General features: G+C 66.9%; 28 protein-coding genes and 1 tRNA gene. 9 read left to right on the forward strand and 20 right to left on the reverse strand.

The window, feature by feature from the left end; translation table 11 throughout:
• From trpA to GH736_RS24835, 5 genes are all read right to left on the reverse strand, one after another.
• On the reverse strand, positions 1-609 hold a 609-nt coding region (gene trpA, locus GH736_RS03815), incomplete at its 3' end, for a tryptophan synthase subunit alpha (protein WP_159600447.1).
• Positions 606-1,814 carry a tryptophan synthase subunit beta gene (gene trpB / locus GH736_RS03820; RefSeq protein ID WP_159600449.1) on the reverse strand — a complete coding sequence of 403 codons (1,209 nt, stop codon included), beginning with the start codon at positions 1,812-1,814 and terminating at the stop codon, positions 606-608. The genes trpB and trpA, both read right to left, overlap by 4 nt.
• A 1-nt stretch (position 1,815) precedes the next feature.
• Positions 1,816-2,586, reverse strand: a complete 771-nt coding sequence (gene trpC / locus GH736_RS03825) for an indole-3-glycerol phosphate synthase TrpC (RefSeq protein ID WP_159600451.1) — start codon at positions 2,584-2,586, stop codon at positions 1,816-1,818.
• 3 nt (positions 2,587-2,589) lie between these two features.
• Positions 2,590-2,820, reverse strand: coding sequence for a DUF6704 family protein (locus tag GH736_RS03830; RefSeq protein ID WP_159600453.1), 231 nt, complete (start codon positions 2,818-2,820; stop codon positions 2,590-2,592).
• A 34-nt stretch (positions 2,821-2,854) separates the two neighbouring features.
• Positions 2,855-3,349, reverse strand: a complete 495-nt coding sequence (locus GH736_RS24835; RefSeq protein WP_235933824.1) for a Trp biosynthesis-associated membrane protein — start codon at positions 3,347-3,349, stop codon at positions 2,855-2,857.
• Here GH736_RS24835 and GH736_RS24840 point away from each other — a divergent pair.
• The 5 genes from GH736_RS24840 to GH736_RS03855 all read left to right on the forward strand — a co-directional run bounded on the left by GH736_RS24840 (position 3,245) and on the right by GH736_RS03855 (position 6,221).
• Positions 3,245-3,973 carry a hypothetical protein gene (locus GH736_RS24840; protein ID WP_235933826.1) on the forward strand — a complete coding sequence of 243 codons (729 nt, stop codon included), beginning with the start codon at positions 3,245-3,247 and terminating at the stop codon, positions 3,971-3,973. The genes GH736_RS24835 and GH736_RS24840 overlap by 105 nt on opposite strands.
• A 34-nt stretch (positions 3,974-4,007) precedes the next feature.
• Positions 4,008-4,382, forward strand: a complete 375-nt coding sequence (gene rsfS, locus GH736_RS03840) for a ribosome silencing factor (RefSeq protein ID WP_159600457.1) — start codon at positions 4,008-4,010, stop codon at positions 4,380-4,382.
• A gap of 93 nt (positions 4,383-4,475) precedes the next feature.
• Positions 4,476-4,548, forward strand: a tRNA-Ala gene (locus tag GH736_RS03845).
• 179 nt (positions 4,549-4,727) lie between these two features.
• Positions 4,728-4,955, forward strand: coding sequence for a helix-turn-helix transcriptional regulator (locus tag GH736_RS03850; RefSeq protein WP_159600459.1), 228 nt, complete (start codon positions 4,728-4,730; stop codon positions 4,953-4,955).
• 45 nt (positions 4,956-5,000) lie between these two features.
• Positions 5,001-6,221, forward strand: a complete 1,221-nt coding sequence (locus tag GH736_RS03855; RefSeq protein ID WP_159600461.1) for a tyrosine-type recombinase/integrase — start codon at positions 5,001-5,003, stop codon at positions 6,219-6,221.
• Positions 6,222-6,235: 14 nt separating this feature from the next.
• On the opposite strand, the gene GH736_RS03860 is transcribed toward GH736_RS03855, so the two are convergent.
• The 9 genes from GH736_RS03860 to GH736_RS25705 form a co-directional block, all read right to left on the reverse strand.
• Complete coding sequence (locus GH736_RS03860; protein ID WP_235933825.1) at positions 6,236-7,048, reverse strand: Wadjet anti-phage system protein JetD domain-containing protein; 813 nt, start codon at positions 7,046-7,048, stop codon at positions 6,236-6,238.
• On the reverse strand, positions 7,024-7,443 hold the full coding sequence (locus tag GH736_RS24845; protein ID WP_235933827.1) for a hypothetical protein: 420 nt from the start codon (positions 7,441-7,443) through the stop codon (positions 7,024-7,026). Before GH736_RS24845 ends, GH736_RS03860 begins: the two co-directional genes overlap by 25 nt.
• Positions 7,440-10,802, reverse strand: coding sequence for an ATP-binding protein (locus GH736_RS03865; RefSeq protein ID WP_159600463.1), 3,363 nt, complete (start codon positions 10,800-10,802; stop codon positions 7,440-7,442). The genes GH736_RS24845 and GH736_RS03865 overlap by 4 nt, the downstream gene beginning before the upstream one ends.
• Positions 10,799-11,545 carry a DUF4194 domain-containing protein gene (locus GH736_RS03870; protein ID WP_159600464.1) on the reverse strand — a complete coding sequence of 249 codons (747 nt, stop codon included), beginning with the start codon at positions 11,543-11,545 and terminating at the stop codon, positions 10,799-10,801. Before GH736_RS03870 ends, GH736_RS03865 begins: the two co-directional genes overlap by 4 nt.
• The gene (locus tag GH736_RS03875; RefSeq protein WP_159600465.1) at positions 11,538-13,007 is read right to left on the reverse strand and encodes a DUF3375 domain-containing protein; all 1,470 of its coding nucleotides are present in this window, start codon (positions 13,005-13,007) and stop codon (positions 11,538-11,540) included. The genes GH736_RS03870 and GH736_RS03875 overlap by 8 nt, the downstream gene beginning before the upstream one ends.
• A gap of 661 nt (positions 13,008-13,668) precedes the next feature.
• Positions 13,669-13,944, reverse strand: a complete 276-nt coding sequence (locus tag GH736_RS03880; protein WP_159600466.1) for a hypothetical protein — start codon at positions 13,942-13,944, stop codon at positions 13,669-13,671.
• 242 nt (positions 13,945-14,186) lie between these two features.
• On the reverse strand, positions 14,187-14,684 hold the full coding sequence (locus GH736_RS03885; protein ID WP_203230642.1) for a hypothetical protein: 498 nt from the start codon (positions 14,682-14,684) through the stop codon (positions 14,187-14,189).
• An 81-nt stretch (positions 14,685-14,765) separates the two neighbouring features.
• Positions 14,766-15,254, reverse strand: coding sequence for a single-stranded DNA-binding protein (locus tag GH736_RS03890; RefSeq protein ID WP_159600467.1), 489 nt, complete (start codon positions 15,252-15,254; stop codon positions 14,766-14,768).
• 123 nt (positions 15,255-15,377) lie between these two features.
• On the reverse strand, positions 15,378-15,536 hold the full coding sequence (locus GH736_RS25705; RefSeq protein ID WP_407922321.1) for a helix-turn-helix domain-containing protein: 159 nt from the start codon (positions 15,534-15,536) through the stop codon (positions 15,378-15,380).
• Positions 15,537-15,585: 49 nt separating this feature from the next.
• Here GH736_RS25705 and GH736_RS03900 point away from each other — a divergent pair, with 49 nt between their 5' ends.
• On the forward strand, positions 15,586-15,855 hold the full coding sequence (locus GH736_RS03900) for a hypothetical protein (protein WP_159600468.1): 270 nt from the start codon (positions 15,586-15,588) through the stop codon (positions 15,853-15,855).
• Positions 15,856-15,920: 65 nt separating this feature from the next.
• On the opposite strand, the gene GH736_RS03905 is transcribed toward GH736_RS03900, so the two are convergent.
• Positions 15,921-17,129: a Shedu immune nuclease family protein gene (locus GH736_RS03905; RefSeq protein ID WP_159600469.1), complete on the reverse strand. Its 1,209-nt coding sequence runs from the start codon at positions 17,127-17,129 to the stop codon at positions 15,921-15,923.
• 141 nt (positions 17,130-17,270) lie between these two features.
• Between GH736_RS03905 and GH736_RS03910 the strand changes: the two genes are divergently transcribed.
• The gene (locus GH736_RS03910) at positions 17,271-17,477 is read left to right on the forward strand and encodes a hypothetical protein (RefSeq protein WP_159600470.1); all 207 of its coding nucleotides are present in this window, start codon (positions 17,271-17,273) and stop codon (positions 17,475-17,477) included.
• A 141-nt stretch (positions 17,478-17,618) separates the two neighbouring features.
• Here GH736_RS03910 and GH736_RS03915 read toward each other — a convergent pair whose 3' ends face one another.
• The 4 genes from GH736_RS03915 to GH736_RS03930 all read right to left on the reverse strand — a co-directional run bounded on the left by GH736_RS03915 (position 17,619) and on the right by GH736_RS03930 (position 22,425).
• A complete protein-coding gene (locus tag GH736_RS03915) occupies positions 17,619-19,442 on the reverse strand; it encodes a type IV secretory system conjugative DNA transfer family protein (protein WP_159600471.1) in 1,824 nt (607 codons plus the stop codon).
• Between the two features lie 4 nt (positions 19,443-19,446).
• The gene (dprA, locus tag GH736_RS03920; RefSeq protein WP_159600472.1) at positions 19,447-20,436 is read right to left on the reverse strand and encodes a DNA-processing protein DprA; all 990 of its coding nucleotides are present in this window, start codon (positions 20,434-20,436) and stop codon (positions 19,447-19,449) included.
• Between the two features lie 61 nt (positions 20,437-20,497).
• Positions 20,498-21,886, reverse strand: a complete 1,389-nt coding sequence (locus GH736_RS03925) for an ATP-binding protein (RefSeq protein WP_235933823.1) — start codon at positions 21,884-21,886, stop codon at positions 20,498-20,500.
• A 92-nt stretch (positions 21,887-21,978) separates the two neighbouring features.
• Positions 21,979-22,425, reverse strand: a complete 447-nt coding sequence (locus GH736_RS03930; protein ID WP_159600474.1) for a hypothetical protein — start codon at positions 22,423-22,425, stop codon at positions 21,979-21,981.
• A gap of 303 nt (positions 22,426-22,728) precedes the next feature.
• Between GH736_RS03930 and GH736_RS03935 the strand changes: the two genes are divergently transcribed.
• On the forward strand, positions 22,729-23,067 hold the full coding sequence (locus tag GH736_RS03935) for a hypothetical protein (protein ID WP_159600475.1): 339 nt from the start codon (positions 22,729-22,731) through the stop codon (positions 23,065-23,067).
• Here the strand turns inward: GH736_RS03935 and GH736_RS03940 are convergent.
• Entirely contained in the window at positions 23,064-24,524 is a 1,461-nt protein-coding gene (locus tag GH736_RS03940; RefSeq protein WP_159600476.1) for an SCO6880 family protein, read from the reverse strand. The two genes, GH736_RS03935 and GH736_RS03940, sit on opposite strands and share 4 nt — an antisense overlap.
• Positions 24,525-24,697: 173 nt before the next feature.
• On the opposite strand from GH736_RS03940, the gene GH736_RS25710 reads away from it, so the two are divergent.
• Positions 24,698-24,828 (forward strand): sugar transferase (locus GH736_RS25710; protein ID WP_407922322.1); only part of this gene is annotated, 131 nt, incomplete at its 3' end.

Consider the following 24,828-nt stretch of genomic DNA (forward strand, 5'->3'; position numbering starts at 1 on the left):
TCCGGCGGCGGCGAGGCGGGAGACGAGCGCGCGCGCGGCCTGGTCGACGTCGGTGCGGGCACCCGTGATGCCCATGGTCGAGACCGCGTAGACGAAGCCGCGGCTCGCCTCGACCGCCTGCCGGATGCGCGCGTCGGTGGAGGTGGGCGCCGCGAGGAACACGCGGTCGAGCCCGGTGCGATCGGAGGCGGCGATCCAGTCGGCCGCCTCGTCGGGGATGAGGTCGGGAGTGATCAGGCCCGCTCCCCCGGCCGCGGCGAGGTCGTCCGCGAAGCGGTCGACGCCGTACTGCACGACGGGGTTCCAGTAGGTCATGATCAGCACCGGGGCATCCGTGCGCTCGGTGATGCGGCGCACCGCCTCGAACCCGTGCGTGAGCCGGAAGCCGCCCGCGAGCGCCTGCTGGGTCGCCGCCTGGATGACGGGACCGTCCATGACGGGGTCGGAGTAGGGCAGGCCGAGCTCGAGCACGTCGACGCCGTTCTCGACGAGCGCGACGGCCGCCTCGACGCTCTCGTCGAGCGTCGGGAAGCCGACCGGCAGGTAGCCGATGAGCGCGCCGCCGGCCTCCTCGTTGCGCCGGCGGATGACGGAACCGGCGGTTCTCACTTGGGGTGCTCCTCGTCGTACAGCTCGAAGTACTTCGCGGCGGTGTCCATGTCCTTGTCGCCGCGACCCGAGAGATTCACCAGGATGGTGGCGTCGGGGCCGAGCTCACGTCCGAGTTCGAGCGTGCCGGCGAGGGCATGCGCCGACTCGATGGCGGGGATGATGCCCTCGGTTCGGGTGAGCAGGCGCAGCGCCTCCATGGCCGCGGCATCCGTCACCGGCCGGTACTGCGCCCGGCCGATCGCGGAGAGCCAGGAGTGCTCGGGGCCGACGCCCGGGTAGTCGAGGCCGGCGGAGATGGAGTGCGACTCGATGGTCTGCCCGTCGTCGTCCTGGAGGAGGTAGCTGCGCGCGCCGTGCAGGACGCCGGGTCGGCCCTTGGTGATGGTGGCCGCGTGGCGTTCCGTGTCGACGCCCTCGCCGCCCGCCTCGAACCCGTAGAGTCCGACCTCGACGTCGTCGAGGAACGCGTGGAAGATGCCGATGGCGTTCGAGCCGCCGCCCACGCACGCCGTGACCGCGGTGGGCAGCGCGCCGGTGAGGTCGATGACCTGCTGCCGCGCCTCCTCGCCGATGATCTTCTGGAAGTCGCGGACCATCTCGGGGAACGGGTGCGGGCCCGCGACCGTGCCGAAGATGTAGTTGGTGCTCGCCACGTTCGTGACCCAGTCGCGCATCGCCTCGTTGATCGCATCCTTCAGGGTGCGGGAGCCGGCGGTGACGGCCACGACCTCGGCGCCGAGCAGGCGCATCCGGGCGACGTTCAGCGCCTGGCGCTCGGTGTCGACCTCGCCCATGTAGATCGTGCACTCGAGCCCGAACAGCGCCGCCGCGGTGGCCGTGGCGACGCCGTGCTGCCCCGCCCCGGTCTCGGCGATGACGCGCGACTTGCCGATGCGCTTGGTGAGCAGTGCCTGGCCGAGCACGTTGTTGATCTTGTGCGAGCCCGTGTGGTTGAGGTCTTCCCGCTTCAGGATGACGCGGGCGCCCCCGGCGTGCGCCGCGAAGCGCGGCACCTCGGTGATGATCGACGGCCGCCCCGTGTAGCTGCGGCCGAGCTCGGCGAGCTCGGCGCCGAAGGCGGGATCGAGCTTGGCGAGGTCGTAGGCCTCGCCGAGCTCGTCGAGGGCGGCGATCAGGGATTCGGGCACGAATCGCCCGCCGAAGTCGCCGAAGTACGGACCGGTCTGCGCTCTGAGCGCCATGTCACACCGCCAGGAAGGCTCGGAGGTTGGCAATGGGGTCGCCCGTGACGAGCGCCTCGCCGACGAGCACCACGTCGGCGCCCGCCGCGCGGTAGTGCGCGACATCCGCCGCCGACAGCACCGCCGACTCGGCGACGCGCACGGCGTCGGCGGGGAAGCGGTCTGCGAGACGACCGAAGAGGTCGCGGTCGAGCTCGAACGACGTGAGGTCGCGGGCGTTGACGCCGATCAGGCGCGCGCCGAGCGCTGCCGCCCGGTCGAGCTCCTCGGCCGAGTGCGTCTCGACGAGCGGCGTCATGCCGAGGTCGACGATGAGGTCGAAGAGCTCGCGCAGCGTCGCGTCGTCGAGCGCCGCCACGATGAGCAGCACCAGGTCGGCGCCCGCCGCACGGGCTTCGAGCACCTGGTAGGGGGTGGCGATGAAGTCCTTGCGGAGCACCGGCAGCGCCACCGCGGCGCGGACGTCTTCGAGGTCGGCGAGCGAGCCGCCGAACCTCCGGCCCTCGGTGAGGACGCTGATCGCGCTGGCACCGCCGAGCTCGTAGCTGCGTGCGAGGGCTGCCGGGTCGGCGATGGCCGCGAGCGGGCCGCGCGAGGGGCTCGACCGCTTGATCTCGGCGATGATCTTGACCCGCCCGGCGGGCTTCAGTGCCTCGAGGGCGTCGAGCGCGGCCGGGCGTGCGAGTGCTGCGCGCTCCACCTCGGCGAAGCCGCGCGTCTCACGGCGTGCAAGCGAATCGGCGACCGCGTTCGCGGTCAGTTCGGAGAGCACGCGTCAGTGCGCCTTCTCGACGACCTTCGCACCGCCGACGCCGTAGCCGGCACGGGACAGGACCCAGCCCACGATGGCACCGACGACGAGGAGGGCTGCCGACGCCCAGACGAGCCATGGCACGTCGAGGAAGAACGCGACCGTGCCGATGGTGACGGCGATGAGCATGATGATGACGGAGGTCCATGCCGCGGGCGAGTGTCCGTGGCCGGGATCTGCGTGCTCGGTGCTCATGTTGCTCCTTCGTTGCGGGGTTTCGGGGGCCAGTCTAGCGGTTCGGTCCGGCGGGGCTGTCGCCGCGTGCCGGGTCGTCGGCCGTCTCGGTGGGCTCGTCGGTGGGCTCGTCGATGGGGTCGTCGGTGGGGTCGTCGCCGCGGCTGAGGTCGTCCCAGTCGTCGATGGCGCGGTCGGATGCCGCTCGCCCTTCGGCGCCCGCCTCGACCGGCTCGTCGGCGTCCTCCAGGCGCGCGGCGCGATACCGCCGCGACGACGACGGCCAGCGCGTACCGGTGACGAGCACGGCGACGCCGGCGAGCACGAGCAGCACGGCCAACCCGCCCGCGACCCAGATGAGGGTGCGGACGGTGCGCTTGTCGCCGGCGCTCCTGCGGACCCCTTCGCGTCGATTCCGACCCCGCCGTCGGGCGCCGACACGGCCATGACTCCCGAGCGCACGCTCACCCGCCGCGAACTCCGCGCCATGCTCGACGCGAATTCGATGGGCGAGTTCGACGAGCTCGACTTCGGTGACGAGGCCGAGCAGCCCTCGATGCCGGCTCCGCAGGCAGCGCCGGGGCAGGGGCACACCGGGTTCGATCCGTTCGCGCCGAAGCCGACGCCGTTGCGTGCACCCGCGCCGCACCAGGTCGCGGAGGCTGCCATCGCCGACGAACCCCTCATCGCGCCGAGGCCCGTGGGGCACTGGACCGACCAGCTCAATGCCCCGGTCGACCGGGCCGAGCCGTTCGACCAGCTGCTGTCGCGCGGTGGCGTGAGTCACGGCGTGCCGACCACGACGAACGCGCTCATCCTGCCGACGCTTCCCGATCACGGGCCGATGGGCGGCACGCTCGCCGCGAGCGGTGAGACGATCGTGACCGGGTCCGTCGACCTGCCGCGCAGCTTCGGCGCCACCGGCGTGCACCCCAGCCAGATCGACTCGTCCGACGTCGACCGGCTGTTCGACCAGGTCGAGGACGGCGCCGGGGTGGGCGCCCCGGTCGCGGCCACTCGCGCCATCAGCACCCAGAATGCGGCGCGGGCCATGATGGCTCCGCCGAAGAAGGAGGGCATGAACGTTCCGCTCGTGCTCGCCGTGACCGCCGGCGTGCTCGCGCTCGGCGTCGTCGGCACCCTCGTCATCGGTGCACTGACGGGGCTCTTCTGAGTCCGGCATCGCACCATCATCCGGAAGTGAACGCATGACCGCATCCGAACAGGCACTCGAGTCGCTCGCCCTCGCGGCGCGCGCAGCGGATTCCAAGGGCGGCGAGGACCTCGTCGCCCTCGACGTCTCGGGCCCGCTGCCGTTCGCCGACGTCTTCCTCCTCGTCACCGGCACCTCCGAGCGGAACGTCGTCGCGATCGCCGACGAGGTCGAGGACGTGCTGCGGGAATCCGGGGCGAAGACCCTCCACCGCGAGGGACATGCCGCGGGGCGATGGATCCTGCTCGACTTCGGCGGCCTCGTCGTCCACGTCTTCCACCGTGAGGAGCGCCTGTACTACGGCCTCGAGCGGCTCTGGCTGGACTGCCCGGCGCTCCCGGTCGCGCCGCTGCTCGCCCGCGAGAACTGACCCGTCGGGGCATCCGCCGCCTGAGGCCTCCTCGATTTCTTCCCGAGGGTGAGGCTGGTGTAAGCTCAGTTCGTTGCCCCGAACGGGGCGCACGGGTCTGTGGCGCAGCTGGTAGCGCACCTGCATGGCATGCAGGGGGTCAGGGGTTCGAGTCCCCTCAGATCCACCCAAAACCCCTGATGAATCGGTAGATTCACAGGGGTTTTTCGCGTTGACGATAGCCGAAATATGGCCTTTGTGGCCTTTTTGGGGCCTTTTTCATTTCGATGACGAGCCTCCACAGCTAGCCACATGCGAAGCCCCGAGACGGCAAGCATTTTGGCTTGATGCGCACTCCTGAGGAGTATGAGCACATCAACCCAATCCACCGTTCCGGCATCCCGGTTCGTCGACGAGCTGGGGGACTATCTCAGCGTCGATGAGTTGGCGCAGTACCTGCAGCTGTCCAAAGAGACGATCTATCACTGGCGTCTCGAAGGAACCGGCCCGAAGGCCACCAAGCTCGGCAAACATCTGCGATACAGCCGCGAAAACGTGCTGGCTTGGCTGAGGGCCAGAACGGACCGACGGTGACCACGGTGATGGCTTCCTCCTCTGCGAAGACAGAGGGTGATTGCGATGCCACGCAGCAAAATGGAACCCGGTTCACACGGGGAGATCTCGTACCACGACCTGCCCGACGGTCGCGTTCGCGGCACCGTCAAGTTCCGTCGCATCGACGGGAGCTACGGCAAGCTGCGTATCCGGGCGGCCTCCAGGGCGCAAGCGCGGAGGACTCTGGTCGAAGCCGTTGGGGTCGAGTACGAAGCCGCCCACACGACGAGTGGCGGTCTGACTCCGGACTCGCTCTTCGTCGAGCTTGCTCATGAGTACATGGAACACGTTGCGTTCACCGGCGATCAACGGGATACGACACGACACGAGAACCGGCGACTGATCGAGAAGAAGATCGCTCCGCTGATGGGTGCGTTGGCGCTTCGGGAGATCAAGGCGAGCACGATCCTGCGGGTCTACAAAACCATCCACCGGGAGACGCCTCGACAGGCGGACACGTGCAAGGCACTGATCAGTCAGATCTGTTCCTACGCCGTCATGAACGATCTCATGGTCGCCAATCCAGCTCGAGAGGTGAAGAGTGTCAGGCGGCGGCCGAAGCCGATCTACGCGCCCGACGCCATGGAGTTGGATCAGTTCCGCGCGATCATTCGCGACTACCTGAACCGCGACGACCGGATGGGGCCGCGGCCGTCCGACCTCCTCGGCGACGTCGTCGATCTGATCCTAGCCACGGGGGCACGCGTCAGCGAGGCAGTTGGACTCAAGTGGCAGTTCGTCGACATCACGTCAGAGCGGCCGACCATCACCATCGCCGGCAAGATCGTGGACTCCAAAGGTCAGCCCAAACACTACGAGGACTACCTCAAGTCAGAGGCAGGCTGGCGGTGCATCTCCGTGCCCGTCGAGCTCCTCCCGATGCTCCGCCGTCGCCAGCTTGCATCCGGCGGAAACGAGTTCGTCTTCCACACACGCACCGGCGCGCCCAGCGGCACACAGGATGTACATCGATCGTTGCGGCGAGTCCGGGAATGGGCGGGTCTCGACGAGGAGCTGGTGCCGCACGCGCTGCGCAAATCGGCTGTGACCGCAGTGGCTGACGCGCTGGGCATCGAAGGCGCCGCCCAGTTCGCCGGCCATAAACGTTCCCGCGTCACCGAGCAGTACTACGCGAAGCGCGCCGTTCGGGCTCCTGATACCTCGGTGGTGCTCGGCAGCCTCCAGCGCCCTCGAGCCGAGTCCAGTGAAGTGGTCCACATCGAGCGCGGGCGTAGGGCTCACTGAGCGCTGATGCATGACTACCTGTTGAGGACCTCGATCAGTGCTGCCTTCGCATCAGCAAGGTTGATCTTCTCCTGTTCGATTCGCCGAAATGGCACTGACCCGGCGGTGGCGATGCTCGCGTATGCCTCAGCCTCATTGAAGGTCAGGTTAGATAGCCGGGCGGTCGATGGGGTCAGGAGGGCGCCACGGCGGTCCCGATCAACGCCGAGGTCCGCGTAGCGACCTCGAGCGGCGGCGTCCATCAGGATCGAATCGACGCGGATACCCTGGCGTTCGAGAACTGAACGCAGATTGTCGAGGATGGCAAACCCGTCGGCGTCGATGTCGCCCCAGTAGACGAGGCGCTCCGCTGCCGTGATCCACTCGATCCCGCTCAGCGAGGATGCCGCTGCCTTTCCGCCACCTTCGACCACGACTGTGTCAGGCATAGCGGGGAACCACAGTCGGCAGTCACGGTTCTCCACGATGAGGATGTTCCTAGGGCGGTACGCGACCGCGTGGCGGTCTCCCGTAGTCCAGGCGTCGTGTCGGCGGGCGCCGGTCGCGAGGTAGCCAGGGTCAGTGTAGGTGAAATGTGCAACCGAGAGACGTGGGCGGGTCTCCAGGCTGATGTCACGTCCGACGAGTGATCGGAGAAGCTTCTCGTGGCTGCCGAGCCATTTCGTGTGCATCCCCGGCACGGGGAGTTGCCGGGTGGTCCATTCGCTCATGTCGCGGTTCTCGTTGAGCCAGCCGACAGCGTCGATCACGACATCGACATCGCCGTCGGCGAGGCGGCACGCTGCCCTCAATGTGACCGAAGTCAGGACCGCGCCAGCATCACGCAGCCTGGCTGAGACCCGTCGTGCGCGATCGAGTCGACACCGACGCCTGGTCCGCCGAGGAGTTTTACGGTTCCGAGTGCGGCCTGGAGAGTCTCCACATGAACGCGGTGTGGCGCTGCAGAGCTGTTGCCAGCAACGGTGACCACGGTGCTCTCCAGGCGAGATCCGGCCACACTGGCGAGGTCGACGCGATCCCACGCGACCCGCCAGTCGTGCCACACACCGAACCCCAGCCGCTCGACGGATGCCGACCCGGTGATGCCGGTCCGCACGGAGACCGTGAACGTCTGCTGGTCGCCGCCGGTCATTTCGGCACACACCCGCTCAGCCCACGAGCCGACCACGTGCTTCGCGACCGAGGCCGCGGCCTCCGCGGGGCCGAGCAGGCGGGCGGTCACGCAGAGAGCTCCGGCAGTCCGACCTTCGGCTTCGCCCACGACCGACCCTTGGTGTCCTTCAGGATGTCGTACTCCACGTCGACGTGCGGCTCGATGGCGCTGTACTTGTCGTTCGGGGCGCCGATGATGAGCTGGAAGCCGAGTCCCCGCCACGCCCCGATCGCGCGCGCGGTGAAATGAGCGTCGGCCTTGATGAGGGCCTCGTCCAGGAACACAGGCGCGTACCGGGGCCGTTCCGAGCCGGCATCGCCGAGCTGGTAGCGCAGGGCTGCGCCGACGATGAACGCGATGAGCTCCTGCGACTCGCCACCGGACTTCTCACCGATGTGGTCGTACAGGGCGACGTGCTGGTTCGTCGCCGCGAGGATCCGCTCGGCGCTGACCCGGACGTGGTTGCGTACGTCGACGAGCTCCTCGAAGTCCGGAGCCGTTCGGCGGATCCGGTTGATGAGCTTCGCCATCCGTCCGTACACCTGCTCGCGCTCTTCATCGGTGGTCGCAGCATCGATGGCTGCGCGCACGTCCCGGAGCTCACGACGGAACCGCTTCCGAACATCGGACTGGTTCTCGCTGAGCGTGATCTGCAGCCGGTGGTCGTCGTCGAAGAACGGGAGGTCGTGCATGATGCGGTTGATCGGCTCGATTCGCTCACGGATCTCCCGGAGGGATCGTCCAAGGGCCGAGTCCAGGTTGGTGAGGTCGTTGCCGGACAGCTTCAGCAGGCTGTCGCGCCACTCGTTCTGGAGCTCGTGAAGGCCGCTGGTCTCAAGCTCTACCAGGATGCGGTCGAAGTCGGCAAAGGACTGCTCCGGGTCGGCGAGCATGTTCGGGCTCGGCCACCGCTCGAGGAAGGCGGTCATGGTGCGGCGGAGGGCGTCCCGCTGTTCGCCGAGCTGGTCGATGGCTGCCTGCTGGTCGCTTTCGAGTCGTCTAGATGCGGAGTTGAGCGCGGCGTCGAACCCGTCCAGCACCTTCGTGGGCTTAGTCTCCGCGGAGGTTTCCGGCGCCATGAACTGCGTGTCAAGGTAGGCCGACTGGTCGTCGGAGAGGGCGCGCTCCGCGTTTTCGGCGTCGTCGATGACGATCTGCGCCGCATCGACCGCGTCGATGACGTCAGACCAAAGTCCAGCCAGCCTGAGCTGCTCCTGCTTGGCCCCTCCGATATCCTCCCGCAGGCCGGAGGCCTTGTCGGCTGCCGTCTTGATCTGCGCCTTCAGATTGGCAATCTCGGGGTTGCCGGCCGTGATGTCCTCGATGATCCCGGCCCAGCGGTCACGCTCCTGCTCAACGGAGCCGACATCGACCTGGTCCCAGGTGAGGCTGCGGACGGTCCTGTAGGCGCTGTGCCGATCCTCGACCGCGTCGAGCGCTGCGTTCGCCTCATCGGCCGCGTTCTTCGCCGCCTTCGCCTTGAGGCGAGCGGACTGGATGCGTACGTCGAGATCGGCCAGATAGCGCTGGTTCGAGTACCCGAGCACGTTGGCGCGGCCGTGTCCACCGTGAGCGCCGCGGTTGCCCTGTGACGTCTGCCCGGTGATCGTGAGCGCCATCCGGTGCTGGGAGAGCTCGCGCGGCGAATCGACACAGACGAACGCGTACTGCTGGGCGAGCCGATCTTGGAGCCAACCGGTGAACGGGCCACCCTTGTGGTCGAGGCGCCCGGGCAGGGTCTTCAGATCTCCGTCGCCGGCGATCGCCATGCCGACGTGAACCCCCTCATAGCGGAGGCGCTCGGCGGTGCGGACGGATTCGATTGCGGAACGGAACGCGGGCAGGTGAGCCGCGTCAATCAGCAACGTCGTCGCGAACCCGCCGAGGGCGAGATTGAAGGCTTCTCGCCACGGCTCGAACTCGGTCCGTACCTCAACGAGCTCACCGACGAACGGAAGATCCCCCACCGCGAGCCCGGCCGCAGCAGCCAGAAGCGCGCGGGACTCGTGGAGCCGATCGGTGATGTTGCCCTTTCGGTCGACTGCCTTCCGCCGCTCCGTTTCGAGGGAGGCCAGCTCCGTGCGGAGGGCCTTGCTTGTGCTGCTGGCTTCGACGAGGGCATCCCGGGCAGAATTCTTCGCATCGTCGGACGCAAGTGCCGTGGCCGCCGTGTCAGTTAGTGCGGCGAAGTCCTTCGCCGACGAGACCTCGGTATGCAGGACCGTGAGGGCTTCCTCGAGGCGGGCACGCTCGCGCTCCACGTCCGTGAGGCGGATCAGAGTGCCTCGCAGCTCACGGTTCGCCGTTTCGAGCCGGTCGCCGCCAGCGGCACGGAGGACATCGGCGAGGCCGTCGCGTTCGAGCTCGGCGGCTTCGGCGAGGGTCTGCGTCTCGCGGACGACGTCGTCGGCTGTACGCGAACCGACTCGCAGTTCGTCCTCGACGGCGCGGAGCATCTCCAGGCGACGGTTCGCCCGCCACAGCGTCGCGAGGGAGGCCGGGTCAGAGAAGCGCCCGACAGCGTCGATCACCTGGAGCCGTTCAGCTGCCTCCTCGATCCGGGTCCTCATTCCTCGGATCGGCGCGAGCGCCTGCACCTGCTGCCGGGCGTTGACCATCCGGTTGCGGGTGCTCTCCAGGCCGTCGAAGTGGGTGACGACCGCGTCCGCGGTGCTCAGGGTCTCCGGCTCCTCGAGGACCATCCGCTTGTAGAGGTCGTCGACAGTGGTGATCTGCTGACCGGCCTGGATTCGTGCGAGCAGGCTCATCGCTTTCGCGCCCGCGCCTGCGGCACCGATGCCGAGGACGTTGTGGAGCCGGGCGGAGAACTCCTTGTCGGTGGAGAAGGTCTCGAAGCCTGCAGCCCGGACCGACGCGTCGCTGAGACGCTGCTCCGCTGCACGCTCGAGCACGCCGAGACTGATCGCACCATTCGCGGTGGCCCGAACCCTGACGGTGTCGTCGATCAGGCGGGCGCCGGCTGGGATGTACCAGGCGCGGACGGCGGTGAACCGGGATCCGTCGTGGTCGACCCAGGTCATCGCGACCGCGCTCCACGTGTCGGTGCCATCGCCTCGGAGCACAGTCAGCTTCGTGCCGTCCTCGGTGCGGGCCTCGTCGGTCTTCCCGCGGCCATAGGAGATGATGTTGCGCTGGTCCGCGCCTCGGGGACGCCCGGTGACGGCTCCGTTGGAGGCTCCGTTGAACGGGGTCGTGTGCGGCATCATCAGGGCGACGTTCGCGTCCATGAGGGTGGATTTGCCGGACCCGGAACCGCCGCAGAGCAGGGTCGAGGTGGGGGAGAACCTCACCCGGTGAGGACCCTTGTCGTAGCCACCCCAATTGATGAGCTGGAGCTCTTCGGCCAGCCACTGCTGCCCGCGCGATGATGCCGGGATGAGCCCGAACAGGGTGTCGATCATCGTCACAGCGTGGCTCCTTCGAGATCGCGGTCGTCCGCAAGGTCTGGGTCGACGTCCTCGCCGGACTCATCTTCGAGGTCGATGGGGCGCGCTTGAGCCTTTTGCTCGGTCAGCCACGACACCAGCTCGCGCAGCCGCTCCGAGCTGAGGACGATCTCCACCAGCGGGGTGATGCGGTAGCGGCCTTCCGACTCCTCGTCGACGACACCTTCCTGGCGAAGCCGGTTCAGTGCAGCACGGATCATCTTCTGTCGGCGGGCGGTGTCACCGTCAGCGTCCGCGAAGTAGGTCAGCACCGTCTGCTCGACGTCCTCGACGTCCACGCGCGGTGATTCCTCACCTGCGGTCGATTCCCGCTGGTAGACGGTGCGCAGGTGGACGAGCACGAGGGTCTCCGCGCGGTTGTACGCCTCGTCCCGGAGCAGGATCGGGATGTCGAGCTCGTCGGACCGGATCTGCTGCTTGTATGCGACGCCGCGGTCACGGTCGACGATGAGCTGGAGGAACAGGTCGTGCAGTCGCGACTCAACGGCGTTCTGGTGTTCGAGCAGGACCGCCCAGTCGCCGCGGTTCTTGTCGGCGAGGAGGAACCGGCGCTGCAGGAGGCGCACCAGCACTCGTCGCACCTCGGAGTCGAGACTTCCGCGGTCGCCCGCGAACAGCTCGTCGGGGTCCTCCTCCATCGCGACGGGTGCGATGAACGCGTCCTTCTCCGTCGTCGGTTCCAGTTCGGCTTCGAGGTCAGTCATCTTGCATCTCTTTCGCGGTGCGGGCTGTCACGCTGCCGAAGGCGAACCGGCGGCTCGTCCCGTCGGGTCGGATGGTCTCGACGACGGAGACGCGTTCGCTCTCGGTAATGCCGTTTCGATGGGCGATCTCCAGTAGGCCGAGGAGGTCGACCGGCCGGCGGATGTCGTCGTCAGCGCCTGCGAAAGCTGCTGCGAGGTCGAATTCGTCGCCGAGGGTACCCACGTACTCCTCGAGCTCCCGGTACCGGGGTCCGCCCCATGCGCGCGTGTCTGCATCGATGAACTCGACGTCGGCGGATTCGGTGAGAGGTTCCGGGGCACCGGGCGGACGGAGGTCGCTGAGGGTCTGTCGTAGGTGTCCGACCTCGGCCACGGGGAAGCTGCGCACAGGTTCGACTCGGTCGCTGAATTTCGAGGTCTGCATCCACTCGTGGAGCCCGGACATTGCGCCGCGAAGCAGCTCGTCGACTTGCCGGTCACGGACTGGGTCGTGGGTGCGCACTTGCGAGGTGATCACCTGGGATGCCCGCCGCTGCGCGGTCAGAACCTCCTGAACGCCCTGTTCGACGCGACGTCCGACGGCTTCGAGGTCGATGCGTTGCGCCGGAGTGAGGAGCCTCGCGAACGGCTGTGCAAGCAGCGTGTGCAGCTGGGTGGTCAGACGGTCGATGTGCTCCGGGTCTCCGATAAGGCGGAGCGCTCCGTCGAACGCGCGCCCTTCTGCGGTCGACTGCATGACGTGCTTGCCGGCCTGGAGATATTCGCGCAGGATCTCACCGGTCGGGCGGACATCCCGTCGCAGTTCGGAGACGACCTCGCGCTGCATAGCCTTGATTGACTCTGCCACACGTGAGAAGTCGGCCGGGAGCTCACGCGTCAGATGGATGACGTTCTCGGCCTCCTCGAGGAGTTGCTCGTCGTCGATGGGGTCCGCATCACCGCTTTCGAGGCGTGTGATTTCGACGTCGAGCGCGTCCCGCTCTGCTATCAGAAGTGAGATCCGTTCTCCGGGGTCCGCCTCGGCGTCGCGGGCGAGGCGCTCGACGGCATCCAGAAGCGTTCGCACCCGGGAACGCGAAACACGCCCGGTTGTTCCTCCGGCGCGGCCGGCGACTTCGAGGGCACCTACCGCGTGCGCGGAGAGCTTGTACACCTCGGCGTCGTCGTAGATCTGCGGCGCCAACCATCCGAGCTTCACCCAGTAACGGCAGATCTCTCGCCCGGTCCCGCCCGGCAGTTTCTTGTCGTCCTCGTCGTAGCCGGCGGCGCGGAGCTGTTCGACGGCCTCGCCGACTTCGGCGTGAGCATCGGCGACAGCGACGGCGGTACGGTCTGCCGTGAACATGATCGACAGCATGGCTATGACGAACGGTGCGTAGCGGCCGTGGAGGAGATCGAGTGTCGGATTCTTGAATGCTGTGACCGACCGTTGGTAGGCGGCTTCGGCGCGGGTGTTCGGCATCGATGCAACCATAGCCGGTGGCTACGACACCAAGTCCTATACCGACATGCGGTATCGGCGCGAGGTAATCGCCCGGCGATCCAGATCAAACGCGTTTCATAGCGCCCCATGTCCGACTGCGGCATTTCGTTGCATCTCTACCCGAGGTCGCTCAAGCATGAGGCCCCAAGATTCGCGGGTGAGCCCGGTGTCGCGAGCTCCCAGACGAGGTCTGATCACCACAGCGTCCAGGCCCTTGAAGCCGAGATTCGCGCAGCCATTCTTGAACTGAACGGAACCCTGAAACCGTTCATCTCGACCAAGACCTCGAAACAGGCTCTTGATCTCTTTCGTGGGACACCCTCTTCACCGCCGCTTGACGGCATTGGCGTAGACCCAGACGAACCGGTCTTGCCTCGTCGTTGGGTCGGGGTACTTCACGAGCACCGCGCCATGAGTCCAGGCCAGAGCCTCGCCCTCCACCGTTCGCGGTTCTTCGTACACGACTCGATACCTGACGGATGCGATAACCGGAACCGAGTTGGGCGCCTCGGCGCGGGGGCCAGTGCGCCGGACTTCTGCTGTCGTCAAGCTGACTGGATTCCCACGCTTTGCCTGCTCGAGTCGGATCTCGTCGGCGCGTTCGTCAGCGGCGTCGGGGTATCTGCGGTTGCTGCCCACGTCAGGCGTAGGTCGCTTCGACGGTCCAGCCGTTCGGGCCGTGGCGCAAGTCGAAGACGAGAAGCGTGCCATCGTCCGCGCGTCCGGTGACCCGCCACCCAGGTGCTAGGAGCACGTCCGCTGGTGGGTGAGAGATACCGCTTGGCCATTCGGGATATTGGGGGAGTGAGGTGGGCTGGTCGATGATTCGGTAGCGCACGCCGCGATGGACGAGCCGTATTGGAAGGTCGGTGCCATTCAGCCAAACGGTGACGGTCTCGCCGTGTGTTGTGAGCATGCGGTCTCCTCAGAGAGTTTCGAAGATATGTTCGACGATAAGCCGAGGTTGCTCAACTTGCAATGTAGGCCCAACGTCAAATGACGGGTGGGGAGGCGCTCGCTGATCACAAGCTCCGACAGGGCGGTAGTGCCGCCATGGTGAATGCCTGCGCCTGCTGCCCGACGAGTCGCCTGACCTCGCACGACGACATTTACCGCCGATTGAGGGCCACAAGTGCCAAGTCGTGGCGGAACCTGCACTCATGTGCCACGCGCCTCGCGTCGCCATTCGAGGTCGGCGACGACGAATGCGACGAAGTCGGCATCGCGGTCCACGATGACGACCTCTTCGACGGGGTCAGCGGGCGGTTCGCCGGGCCAGGCGGTTTGGCGGGTGGGACGGTCGCGGTCGAGCCGAGTGCCGGAGGTAGTGACCCAGTCGTGGAGGCGGTTGCGGGCGTCGGCGAAGTCGCGGTGCCAGCCGAAGGGAGCGGAGCCGTGCTGGTCGGGGTCGTAGGCACTGAGCCAGTGCAGGTGGAGCGCGGAGAGTTCCCAGACGAGTTCGGGGTGGCGGTGCCAGAACGGCGGGATGATCGAGGCCGGCAGGCCGTAGGTTCGGCGGAGCCAGTTGACCCAGCGGTTGAGCTCGACCCACTCGGTTTCGGCTTCGTCGGCGGTGAGCAGGTTCCAGTTGACCGGATGCGGGGGCTCGGCGACGAGCGGCGCTCCGAGCTCATCGAACGCGTCGTCATCGAACACAGCTCCGTTGAACGCGCCGCCGAGCACGGGTTCCTGATCGGCGGCACCAGAGTCTCGTGAGGACGTGTCGCGCACGTCGATTCACACGCCAAGGACGGCAGATCCGGCAGGTGCGGGCGCATCGTCGTTTCGTACGCGGGCTTCCTCGCGGTCGGTTCCGATCGCATCATGGCCGTTGGGAGTGACATCCGTCTGGCGCACTGCGACGTGTCGGCGGGTGCGGTCGACCTCGTACTCGGTGCGGGCGAGATCGTGTCCGAGCTTCTTCGCGACGAACTCTTCGCTGTCGATGATCTCGCCGCCGCGTTCAACCTGGAAGGTGCGGACGTAGCCTTCGGCGACAAAGCGGTCGCCTTTCGCGAAGCGGGCCATGGCACGGTCGGCGGTGGCGCGGTAAGCGACGAGGTCGTGGAAGGTGGGTGCGAGTTCGGTGAACGTGCCGTCGTCTTCGCGGCGGAATTGGGGCTGACCGATGCGGGCGTAGAAGCGGGTCTCGCCGCGCTCGGTGACTGACTGCTGGGGTTCGGTCGCGATGAATCCGGAGACCGATTGCTGGGTGTGCAGAGCCATGGGACTGTGCCTTCCTGTGCCGGGCGGATCGTGGATCCGCGCTCACCATCAGGTGCGCAGTGAGCTCCCGTCTGTGTGGAGGTTGGCGTACTTTGGCGGCGTTCTGTGATCGCTTGTTGTCCCTTACGAGCGAGGTTGTGCGAGTGCCCAGCCGGTGAGAGCTCGCGACCGTCTATAGAACGTCGCGCGGGAAATACCCAGATCGCGGGCAACCTGCGCCGCTGGCTGCCCGTCGAGACACCTCGTATCCGTAGGTTGCGAGTCGCCCAGAATGTCGCAAATAGGGCGACCTCGCGGGCAGGTTCACCGGGCGGGCTATACGCGCATCAGGATGATAAAGACCGTCCGGCGCCTCGATCAGGAGACCAGCAGTGCGATGACCGATCCGTACCTGGAACTTGATGCGGACGGCTATGGCGCTGCGGTGCTGATGCCAGGCGACGAGGGCGTTGCATGGCGAGTCGTGCCGCCGTCGGCGCACGACCGGTGGGTTTCCGTTGCTTGGGCTGGCGACACTATTGCTGCCAATTCCTGGAATGGGTTTCGAGTCCTCCTTGACCCAGCTTCTGGCCGGGTGGAGTCGTCGACGTACACAAAGTGACGCGGCCGGCATTCCGATCCGACGACGAGCGCCCGATGTGCGATCTTGCCCGGCAAAAGGATGCCTCAGCTGGCCAGTTCGACAAGCCACTCGGCCCGGGCGAGCACCTCATCGAATGTGAGGATCTCTGGCTCGGAAAGGTGCCGTCGCAAGAGCTCGAACGACATGATTTTGCTCTGCACATGACCCCCGAGTCGATCCGTGAACTCGGCAAGGTTCCCAATGATGAGAAAGCTGCGTGGCCGAAACAGATAGGTGTAGTCACCGGGCACATCGGCACCAGTAATATCATCGGTCGTCTGAATACGTTGCCCGATTGCGTTCACCGCCCGCTGCACCGTTCCATGAACTTGCGCTATTCCACCAGCCAGCTCTTTCGATGGAGCGAAGGTACCCGGTCGATACTCTTCTCCGAGCAAACGTGTCCGGTGATGCTTGATCTCAGCGAACACCATCGAGCGAACGACGCCCGCGGTCTTGAGAAGGGCGTCAGCTCGCTTCCCCACACCGGAGACGGAACTCCCAACGACGACTCTCTCGAGCTTCTCGTCAGAGAACTTGGTAAAGAGCTGATCGCTGAGGCCAATACCGAGAATCCAAGGATTCTCCTCGAAGAATCGTTGCCAAACAGCCTCCGGGCCCCCGGCCGCCTGCGCCGCTGCATCGAACTCACCGTCGTCGGAGAGGAGCGTGCGGAATCTGTGTACAGCAGCACGTCTGGCGCTCACCGCGATGACATCCCGGGCATCCACGTCCGACTCGATAAGTGCACGAATGCGCTCGCTGTGCGCCTCGTACAGGGCTTCAGACGCATCGGGATCGCCCATGATCTCCGTGAGGATCGCGTCATCGATGCGACTGCCATGGGATGGAGCATCGGGATCCAGATTCTCGACATACCGGAAGAAGTCAGCGAATCGAACTGCGTCCTCGCGCCGCAAGCGGAGGAGGGTTTTCGGCGCCCCCGAAGGGGGAACACGCTGTACCCACAGCTCGACGATGTTGCCGGCTTCCCGCGAAATGAGAACCTTGATCTGCGTGCGTCCGCCTTCAACCGGCGTAACGAGCCACTCCTCACCGTCGCGGACAAGAGTGGAGTTCTGCGGGTCATCGACCACTTTGTAAACGAAGCGCGACGGCTCACCCGAATCTCGTGAGTTGGGGTTAGCGTTCGCAAACTTGCGCGAGGTATAGGTCTTGTCCGGCAGCCGCCCCCGAGCGGCCGTACCCTCATCTGGTTGATCTTCGATCAGCGACCAAGCGTCTTCCGACATGAGCGCACAATATCCGAACGCTCAACGCGCGGCAGCAAAGAAGTTCGATGCGCAGGAGCCGCCCGCGGAGGCCCGCCTTCGCATCGCCGCATTCGAGTGCCGTCGATAGGGTGAAGCTCGGACATCTGGAGGAGGCGGAACGTGGCCCCAGTCGAGCCGTTCGCGACTGCAGAGGGCAAGCGATACCGCGTGCGATACAGAAAGCCCGACCACTCGCAAACGACAAAACGAGGGTTCAGGACGAAGAAGGAAGCGGAGTTCTTCCTAGCGAGCGCGGAACTCGGCAAGGCCTCCGGCTCGTATGTCGATCGCTATCCGAACAACAGCCCGACCCAGTCGAGGATCTGAGTGCCGCCATGACCAAGTCAGCTTCGGCCCAGAGAGGAACTGAGCCGACTCGGCCCCATCTACGACATCGAGCGATGACAGAACGCCGCAGCGAAGTGTCAAACTTCACACCCGTTGTGATCGACGTTCCCACCTTCATCCTCATTCGACGGTCTCGGCAGCTTCGTCGGCGATCGGATCGGATGCCGGTGCCGGTGACGGCGCGCGCAGCAGTGCCTCGATGTCGGCGCGGGCGGTCCGGAGCCCCTTCGCGTCGGCGCGGGCCGTCCACATGCGAAGGCGGGCGATTATCGGTGGGGCTGAGCGGAGCAGGATGAGGCCGGTGCCGAAGGGGAGGGTTCGGATCGCGTCGGGCGGCATCGTCGCGATGCGCCGTACCGAGCGCTGAGCGGAGCGGGATCCGCGGTCGCCCACCGTGGTGGAGTCGGTGGTGTCGTCGCGGTCGCCGATGAGGGTGGACAGGTCTTGAAGGTCTTTCGAGTTGGATGCTCCGCCGAGCACGATCTTCACGATCGAGGCATCCCAGATCGTGCTGGCCGCGCTATCGGACCATTTGGTGCGAGCCTGGGCGAGCGATTGCAGCACGGGCATGGTCGTGATGCCGGTGCCGCCGCCTTCGGCCATGAGGTTCGGCAGTGACGGGAGCGGGGCGAGGTTGCCGATCTCATCGAGGGCGAGCAGTAGCGGCGGATCGAGGCGGGCGCCAGGGTTGCGTGCGGCGATCCTGCGTGCGGTCTCGATGAGGTCTTCAAGGAACGCGGCAACGAGGGAGGCGGAGTTGTTCGCGCCCGCGCCGGTGGCCAGCAGGTAGAGGGTGCCGTTGTTCTGCAGAAACGCCTCTGGATGGAACTGCTCGCTGTCGTTGGGAGAGACGGCGTAGAGCACGCGTGGGTCGGCGAGGGCGGCGAGTGCGAGAGAGACGCCTTGCCAGATCGAGTCACGGGTGCGTGGGTCGGCTTCGAGCATCGCCTGCAGTGAGTCGCCCCATCCGGTTGCCGCGCTGGGGTTGGCGGTGAGAATCGCGACGGCGTCCGCGGCGGCTGTGGGGTCGAGGGTCCATCGGAAAAGTTCTGCCGGGGTTCGGCGGTCGAGCGCCGCGGCGTGCAGGAGAGCTTGGAGGGCGACTCGGGTCTTGGCTTCCCAGAAGCCGCCGCCATCGACCCCGCCTGCGGCGAGTCCGGTGCCTGCGGCGAGTCCGGTGGCGCGGATCATCGCGGTGAGGGGGTCGTCGCAGCCACGGATCGGTGACCACCGCAGCCCGGCGGGCACGCCGGGGGCGAGTTGCTGCGGGTCGAAGACGGCGACGGGTCCGTGCTGCTGTCGCGCGCGCAGCGTCGCCGTGAGGTTGTCGGGGCGGGTGGAGGTCGTAACTACAGGGCCGGGGCCGTCAAGGATCGCGTTGATGACGATGTGCGCCCCCTTGCCGGAGCGGGGTGGGCCGATGACGAGGATCGAGTCTTCGACGGAGGCCCACACGTCAACTCCGCGGGAGGCGCCAAGTCGGTAGCCGATATCTGCTGGTTTCGCGTCGGTCAGTGAAGGACGCAGATGGCGGCCGCGCCGGATGAGCGCGGCTCGCGACGCCGCACGGGTGACGTCGGTCTTCGTGGCGATGCCCGGCAGGCGATACGGGTCGACCAGTCGGTCACGGGTCGATGAATGCAGCATCCGCCAGACCAGGATGACGGCCGTCATGGCAATCGCGAGCAGCAGAGCGGCGGTGGCCCAGTATGCGACCGGATGCAGGCCGGGGGCGCCGAGTGCCGTACCGGGGTCGCCGGGGTTGAGGATGACGGCGAAGCCCGTTTCGGGGCCGCTGGTCGGCTCTGGGATGCCGGTGGCCCACGCCCCGGCGCTGCCGGCCGCGCGCAGCACGAGCGCGAGCGCAGCGGCGCCGATCAGGACGCCCATGCCGAGGTTCGTGAGCTCGTCGCCCAGCCGTCCGGTGGTGCGCTCTGTAGTCATCGGCTCAGCGGGAGATACCCGCGCTGACGCGGAGGCCACGGCGGGTAGGGGAGTAGGCGAAGGGCCGCTCGGCGGCATACCTGACGGCAGGATCGGTCAGGGCGAGGATGTCATCGGCGTCGACGACAAGGGTAGCGACGCCGTCCTGAATCAGCCGGTGCGTGCCTGCGCTCGTGGGTGAGGTGAGTGGTCCGGGTACGGCGGCGACGGGACGGCCGAGCGCGTGAGCGAAAGAGGCGACATTCAGGGCGGACGACCGTTGCCCGGCTTCGACGACGATGGTTGCACTGCCCAGGACTGCCACGATTCGGCCGCGCTGCAGGAACCGCCATTTGGATGGCGCAACGCCAGGTGGGACCTCGCTGACGAGGAGACCCCCGGATTCGGTGACCCGGGTGAAGAGGTGGTCATGTCCGCTGGGGTAGGGGCGGTCGAGTCCGCCAGCGAGGACCGCGATCGTGTGTCCGGGCGCGCTGGCCGTCGCGGCGCGGATAGCAGCTGCGTCGACGCCGTAGGCGCCTCCGGTCACAATCACCTTCCCACGGCGGGTTAGGTCGGTGGCGAGGTCCGCGGTGATCCGATCGCCGTACGAGGTCGCCGCGCGCGAACCGACCATCGCGACTCGTTCTGCCAACGAAACCACCAGCGGGGCCGAGCCGCCTTTGAGCCAGAGGGCGAGCGGAGCGCTCGGGCCGAGTTGGCTCAGCTCGGCCGGCCAGGCCGCGTCTCCGGGCGCGATGACCTGCAGATCATGCTGGTCCATGCGCGCGTGGATGCCATCGCTCTCGGCGGGGCTCAGGCGTGCGGCGAGTCGCCGGCGCCAAAGCTCGCCCTCGGCAGGGTCGATGCCAGGCGGAAGAGCGCTTCTCGACTCGAGGAGCGTGAGCGTCTCGGCCGCGCCGATGTGGGCAATAAGGGTGCCAGTGATGATGTCGGCCGGTTCGGACACGGTGGCGAGCGTCATCCTCGCTTCCCGCTCGTCGTCTGCGGTCACGGCGCCTCCTCGGTATGTCCGATAGGTGCGCCCGCGCGGCCGTCGGCGCCCAGCATCCGCATCATTGGCCCGCCAACATCCGAGCCGTCGTGTCGAATGCGGCGAGCTCATCGGGGTGCAGCTGGTGCTGCACGACGAAGCTGCGGTCCTTGACCCGCCAGAGCCCTTGCCCGGTGCCAAGCGTCGGCAGGAGTTTCTGCTCGGTGCCGGAGAGGCCGAGGGCGATCGCTGTGGCGCCGAGTTGGTCCGGTTCCTGCCGGTAGACGATGCGAGTTTCAGCGTTTGCGAGCAGGGATGATGCGAGGGCGCGCATCGCGGAGCCGGAGTCGCCGACGTTGTCGAGATCGGAGAGCTTGTGGAAGATCAGCATGTTCGCGATTCCGAAGTGGCGCGCAAGACGCCACTGAGCGTCCATGCGACGCAGGAGCGCCGGGTATGCCATCAGCCGCCACGCCTCGTCGTAGATCACCCAGCGCTGCCCGCCGGCGGGGTCGGAGAGGGCGGACTCCATCCACGCCGACGAGCAGGTCATCAACACCGAGATCAGGGTCGAGTTCTCGGCAACACGCGACAGATCGAGGGAGACCATCGGTAGCGACGAATCGAACCGCACCGTTGAGGGGCCATCGAACAGGCCTGCAAGATCTCCGGCGACGAGGCGCCGAAGGGCATGCCCGACGAGGCGGCCGTCTTCGGCCAGGCGCCGCTCACGGTCATCCGTAACGCTGGGATCGAGAATGCGGTCGACGACCATCGGCAGAATCGGGACCTCGGCGCTGCGCACCGCATCGCCGAGCGCCAGGTCGATCGCGGTGTGCTCGAGCGGTGAGAGCGGGCGGTCCAGGACGGTCTCGGCCAAGGCGCCGATGAGTTCGCGGCGGCGCGCGGCGAGCTGTGCGGCCCATTCCGTATCGGATGCTGCGGCCTGCCGGTGTCCTTCGTCAAGCGGGTTCAGCCGGTTTCGTAGGCCGTGTCCGAGGATGATCGCTTTGCCGCCAACGGCTTCGGCGACAGCGGTGTGCTCGCCCTTTGGGTCACCGGGCACGTACACGCGCCGCCCGAACGGCAGGGATCGCGTGTACAGCGACTTCGCGAGCGAGGACTTGCCGGAGCCTACGATGCCGGCCAGCACGAGGTTCGGGGCTGTGATCATGCCCTGCTGGTAAAGCACCCAGGGGTCGTAGACGAAGGATCCGCCCGAATATAGGTCCTGCCCTACGAACACCCCGGCCGAGCCGAGGCCGGCCTCGGCGAGGAACGGGTAGTGCCCCGCGAGTGTTGCCGATGTGTCTTGGTGCTTCGGCAGACGGAGGCGGCCCGGGTTGCGGAGCGCGGCAGGGCCGGGCTCGCCAGCGGCAGGCAAGTAGGCGGCCTGGCGCGATTCCGCGCGCTCGGCTTCGAACCGCGTGCGCCGCTCAGCTGCGACAGCTCTGCGCGCGTCTTGCTCCATCTTTGAAGCGGAGCGCTTTCGGGCACGCCGATCTCGATGAGGCTCGTCGCGTGGACTTACCAGTGGCGCAGTGTGCAGGCGCTCGTGAATGCTCACAGTGCTACGGCACGATTCAGGTGCGAGGAAGGAGCAGCCGACGTCGGGTTCGCCTGCCAGGAGTCCGCGACGGCTCGCGATGACCGTTCGAACGGCGTGAGTGAGCTGGGCGCTGTGGGGACGAGTTCCGGCTCGGGCCTGCCCTCGTAGCGGCGCAATAGTGACACGTAGCCGAACGTGTCGCTGTAGGTCAGCGCGTACGGCGACCCGAAGGGCTCGATCGTGTGATCGGTGCTGCCAGCGGGCACGGCGTCGTACACGTACCCATTGGCGAGCGCGGCCTCGATGGTTGCATCGCCGTGGTCTTTCTCCTGCAGACGATAGATCGCCGAGATCGGGCCTTCACGCTCGATCACGCCAAGGAGTTCATCGGCCTCCTCGCCCTGCAGGAAGACGACGCTGATCCACCGCATCGAAGGCTTATCGCGTTCGAAGACGTACATGCTCGGCTCCAATCAGGGTTGCTTCGAAGCAAAGGTGTGTGGAGTGTGCATGGAGTGCGATGGCTGACCATCAGACGCGACAGCTCGATTGCCGCGCGAAGCCTCATTTCTGGGGACGCGATTCCCAAATCTGAGTCTGAATCGCCCGGCGTGGCCAGGTGATCGCAGTGTTGAGGCCGACGGCGCCGCCGTAGGTTGTGGCGTGTTTGTGGTAACGGGTGGCCCAGTCCATGGGGATCGACATCGAATTGGCTCGGACGCCGAAACCGCTACAGTGAGTGCCAACTTCTAAGGAGACAATCGATGTCACATTCCGCGCAGATCATCGGAGACTTCCGAGAAGCGATCGCTGGGGTCTCGTCGGATCGGATTGATAACCATGTCGACGACCTCCGGGCGATGGCGGCGGCGTTGGCCGCGAATGATGAGGCCTCGATGAAGCGAGTGATCGAGTCACCCCGATGGGTGATCTCTGGAGCGCGGCTCAATAGGCTCTGCATCGCGGCGCAATTGTTCAGGCTGAACTTCCCGAACGACTGGCAGGAGGGCTTCCAAGTTTCCGAAGACCGCTGGCAATTGCCGCGCGGCTCTCTAACCCGCTTGCTTGACGCTTGGGGAAACGTTCATACCCGCCTGAACTAGACGCTCCTGCAGAGCGGGAGCGCCGCCGCGCTGAACGCCTGTGCCTGTTGGCCGACGAGACGACGCACCTCGCAGGAAGCCTGGATCGCCGTTTGCTCGATCGCCGCAACGACGGTGTCGAGTTCGTCGGCGGTCGGTGCCGTTACCGAGATGAGCCCGGCGACCCGGAGCACGCCGTGGCCGGCGGTGAGGTCGGCTTCCTGCTGGAGCACGTCTCCGTACTCCGCGGTGGCAGAGGCATCCTCGATCTGACCGATGCGGCGCCGCTGGTGGGCGTCGGAGATGAGCTCGGTCTTCTTCTTGCGGAGGTCTCGGGCAGCTTGGTCGGCGCGGACGGGGAGGTAGTGGAGGGCGACCGTGCGCAGGATCCCGTTCGTGAAGACGAGCGGTGCGAGGAAGCCGGGGTAGACCTGCGTTCGCGGCCACTCGCTGATCCAGAGGACGGTGTGGAATGCGGTGTCGGTGCGGAGACGGTCCCAGGTCTCGGTGACGGCGACGGGGCCGGCGGTGGCGAGGTCCCGGCCGACGTTCGGGTGGCGCTCGAAGTCCACGCCGACTGCTGGGTCATAGGCGGTCCGCAGGGCGCTCGCGAGTTCAGGGGCGGTGAGCCATCCGCCGACGATGAGGTCGGCGGCGCGGAGTGCGCTCGAGAGTGCGGTCATTTCTTGACGGAGGACGGCGGCGGCGCCGCGCATCCCGCCACCGTTCGCCCGCACCTGCCGGGTAGCGGCGTTCAGGTCGAGGGCGAGGCTAATCGTCGTTGCGTGGCGTTCGCCGGCGGGGCCGGCGCGTTCGATGAGGTCGCGGTAGGTGTTCGCGGCCCAGGAGTCGTCATCGAAGCCGTGGCGTTCCCACCATTCGGCGAGGCCGGTGCCGGAGTCCGGGAGTGTGCGTTCGTTGACTTGGATGCGGGCGATTCGTCCGGAGCGGCAGGCGCCGGCGAGGACACGTCCCCATCCTTGGACGCGGCGGTGTTGTTCGCCAGGGTCGACGAGGGCGAATGCGGGGTGGGAAATCGCGATGATCGCGGTGAGGGTCTGCTGATGGGGGTCGTGGATCATGACGGCGCCGGATTCGGAGTCGTGCCATTCACGCAGGGATGCGGCGTCCCCGGGTAGGGCAAGGGTGCCGACGGGCCTGGGTCGGATGATGCGGCGCCTGTAGGTGAGCTGCCCGCGAGCGGCACGCAGCATCCATTTGGTCGTGACGGGCACCCATTCGACGAGCTTGCGCCCGCCGACGGGAATGACGGCGGTCAGGGCGGCGGCGCCCCAGAGTGGTGACGTCCAAGCGACGCCGGATGGCCCGGCCGTGTAAAGCGCGGACACGAGCGTGAATAGGGCGAGCGCGAGGGCGATGAGTTGCGGCGCGGAGAGGCCGAGCAGGATGCCTCGCTTCGTCAGTCTCGAGAACTGCACTGGAGCGAGTTTGTAGTCGCGGGCGGTATCCGTGTGCATGGTCAGGCGTCCTTTCGCATCGACGGTGGCCGGGTTGCGGGTTCGCTCGGCGCTGGCAGGCGCGGGTTGGGCACCGGGCCGGGCGGCGCGGATGCAGGTGGCAATGGGGTGACCGAGGCATCCGCCGCGCCGAAGTGAGAGTCTGCGGCCTGGCCAATGTTGCTGCCGAACTGGTGCCCGGCCTGCCGCAGGTCAGGGGCAGGAATGCGATCACGTGGGAGGAGCGCCTGTACTGGGACGTCGTCTACGTCGATCACCGCAGCCTGGCACTGGATGCACGCATCCTTGCGCAGACGTTCGCCGT

The organism is Agromyces humi, assembly GCF_009720255.1.
Taxonomy (GTDB): Bacteria; Actinomycetota; Actinomycetes; order Actinomycetales; family Microbacteriaceae; genus Agromyces; species Agromyces humi.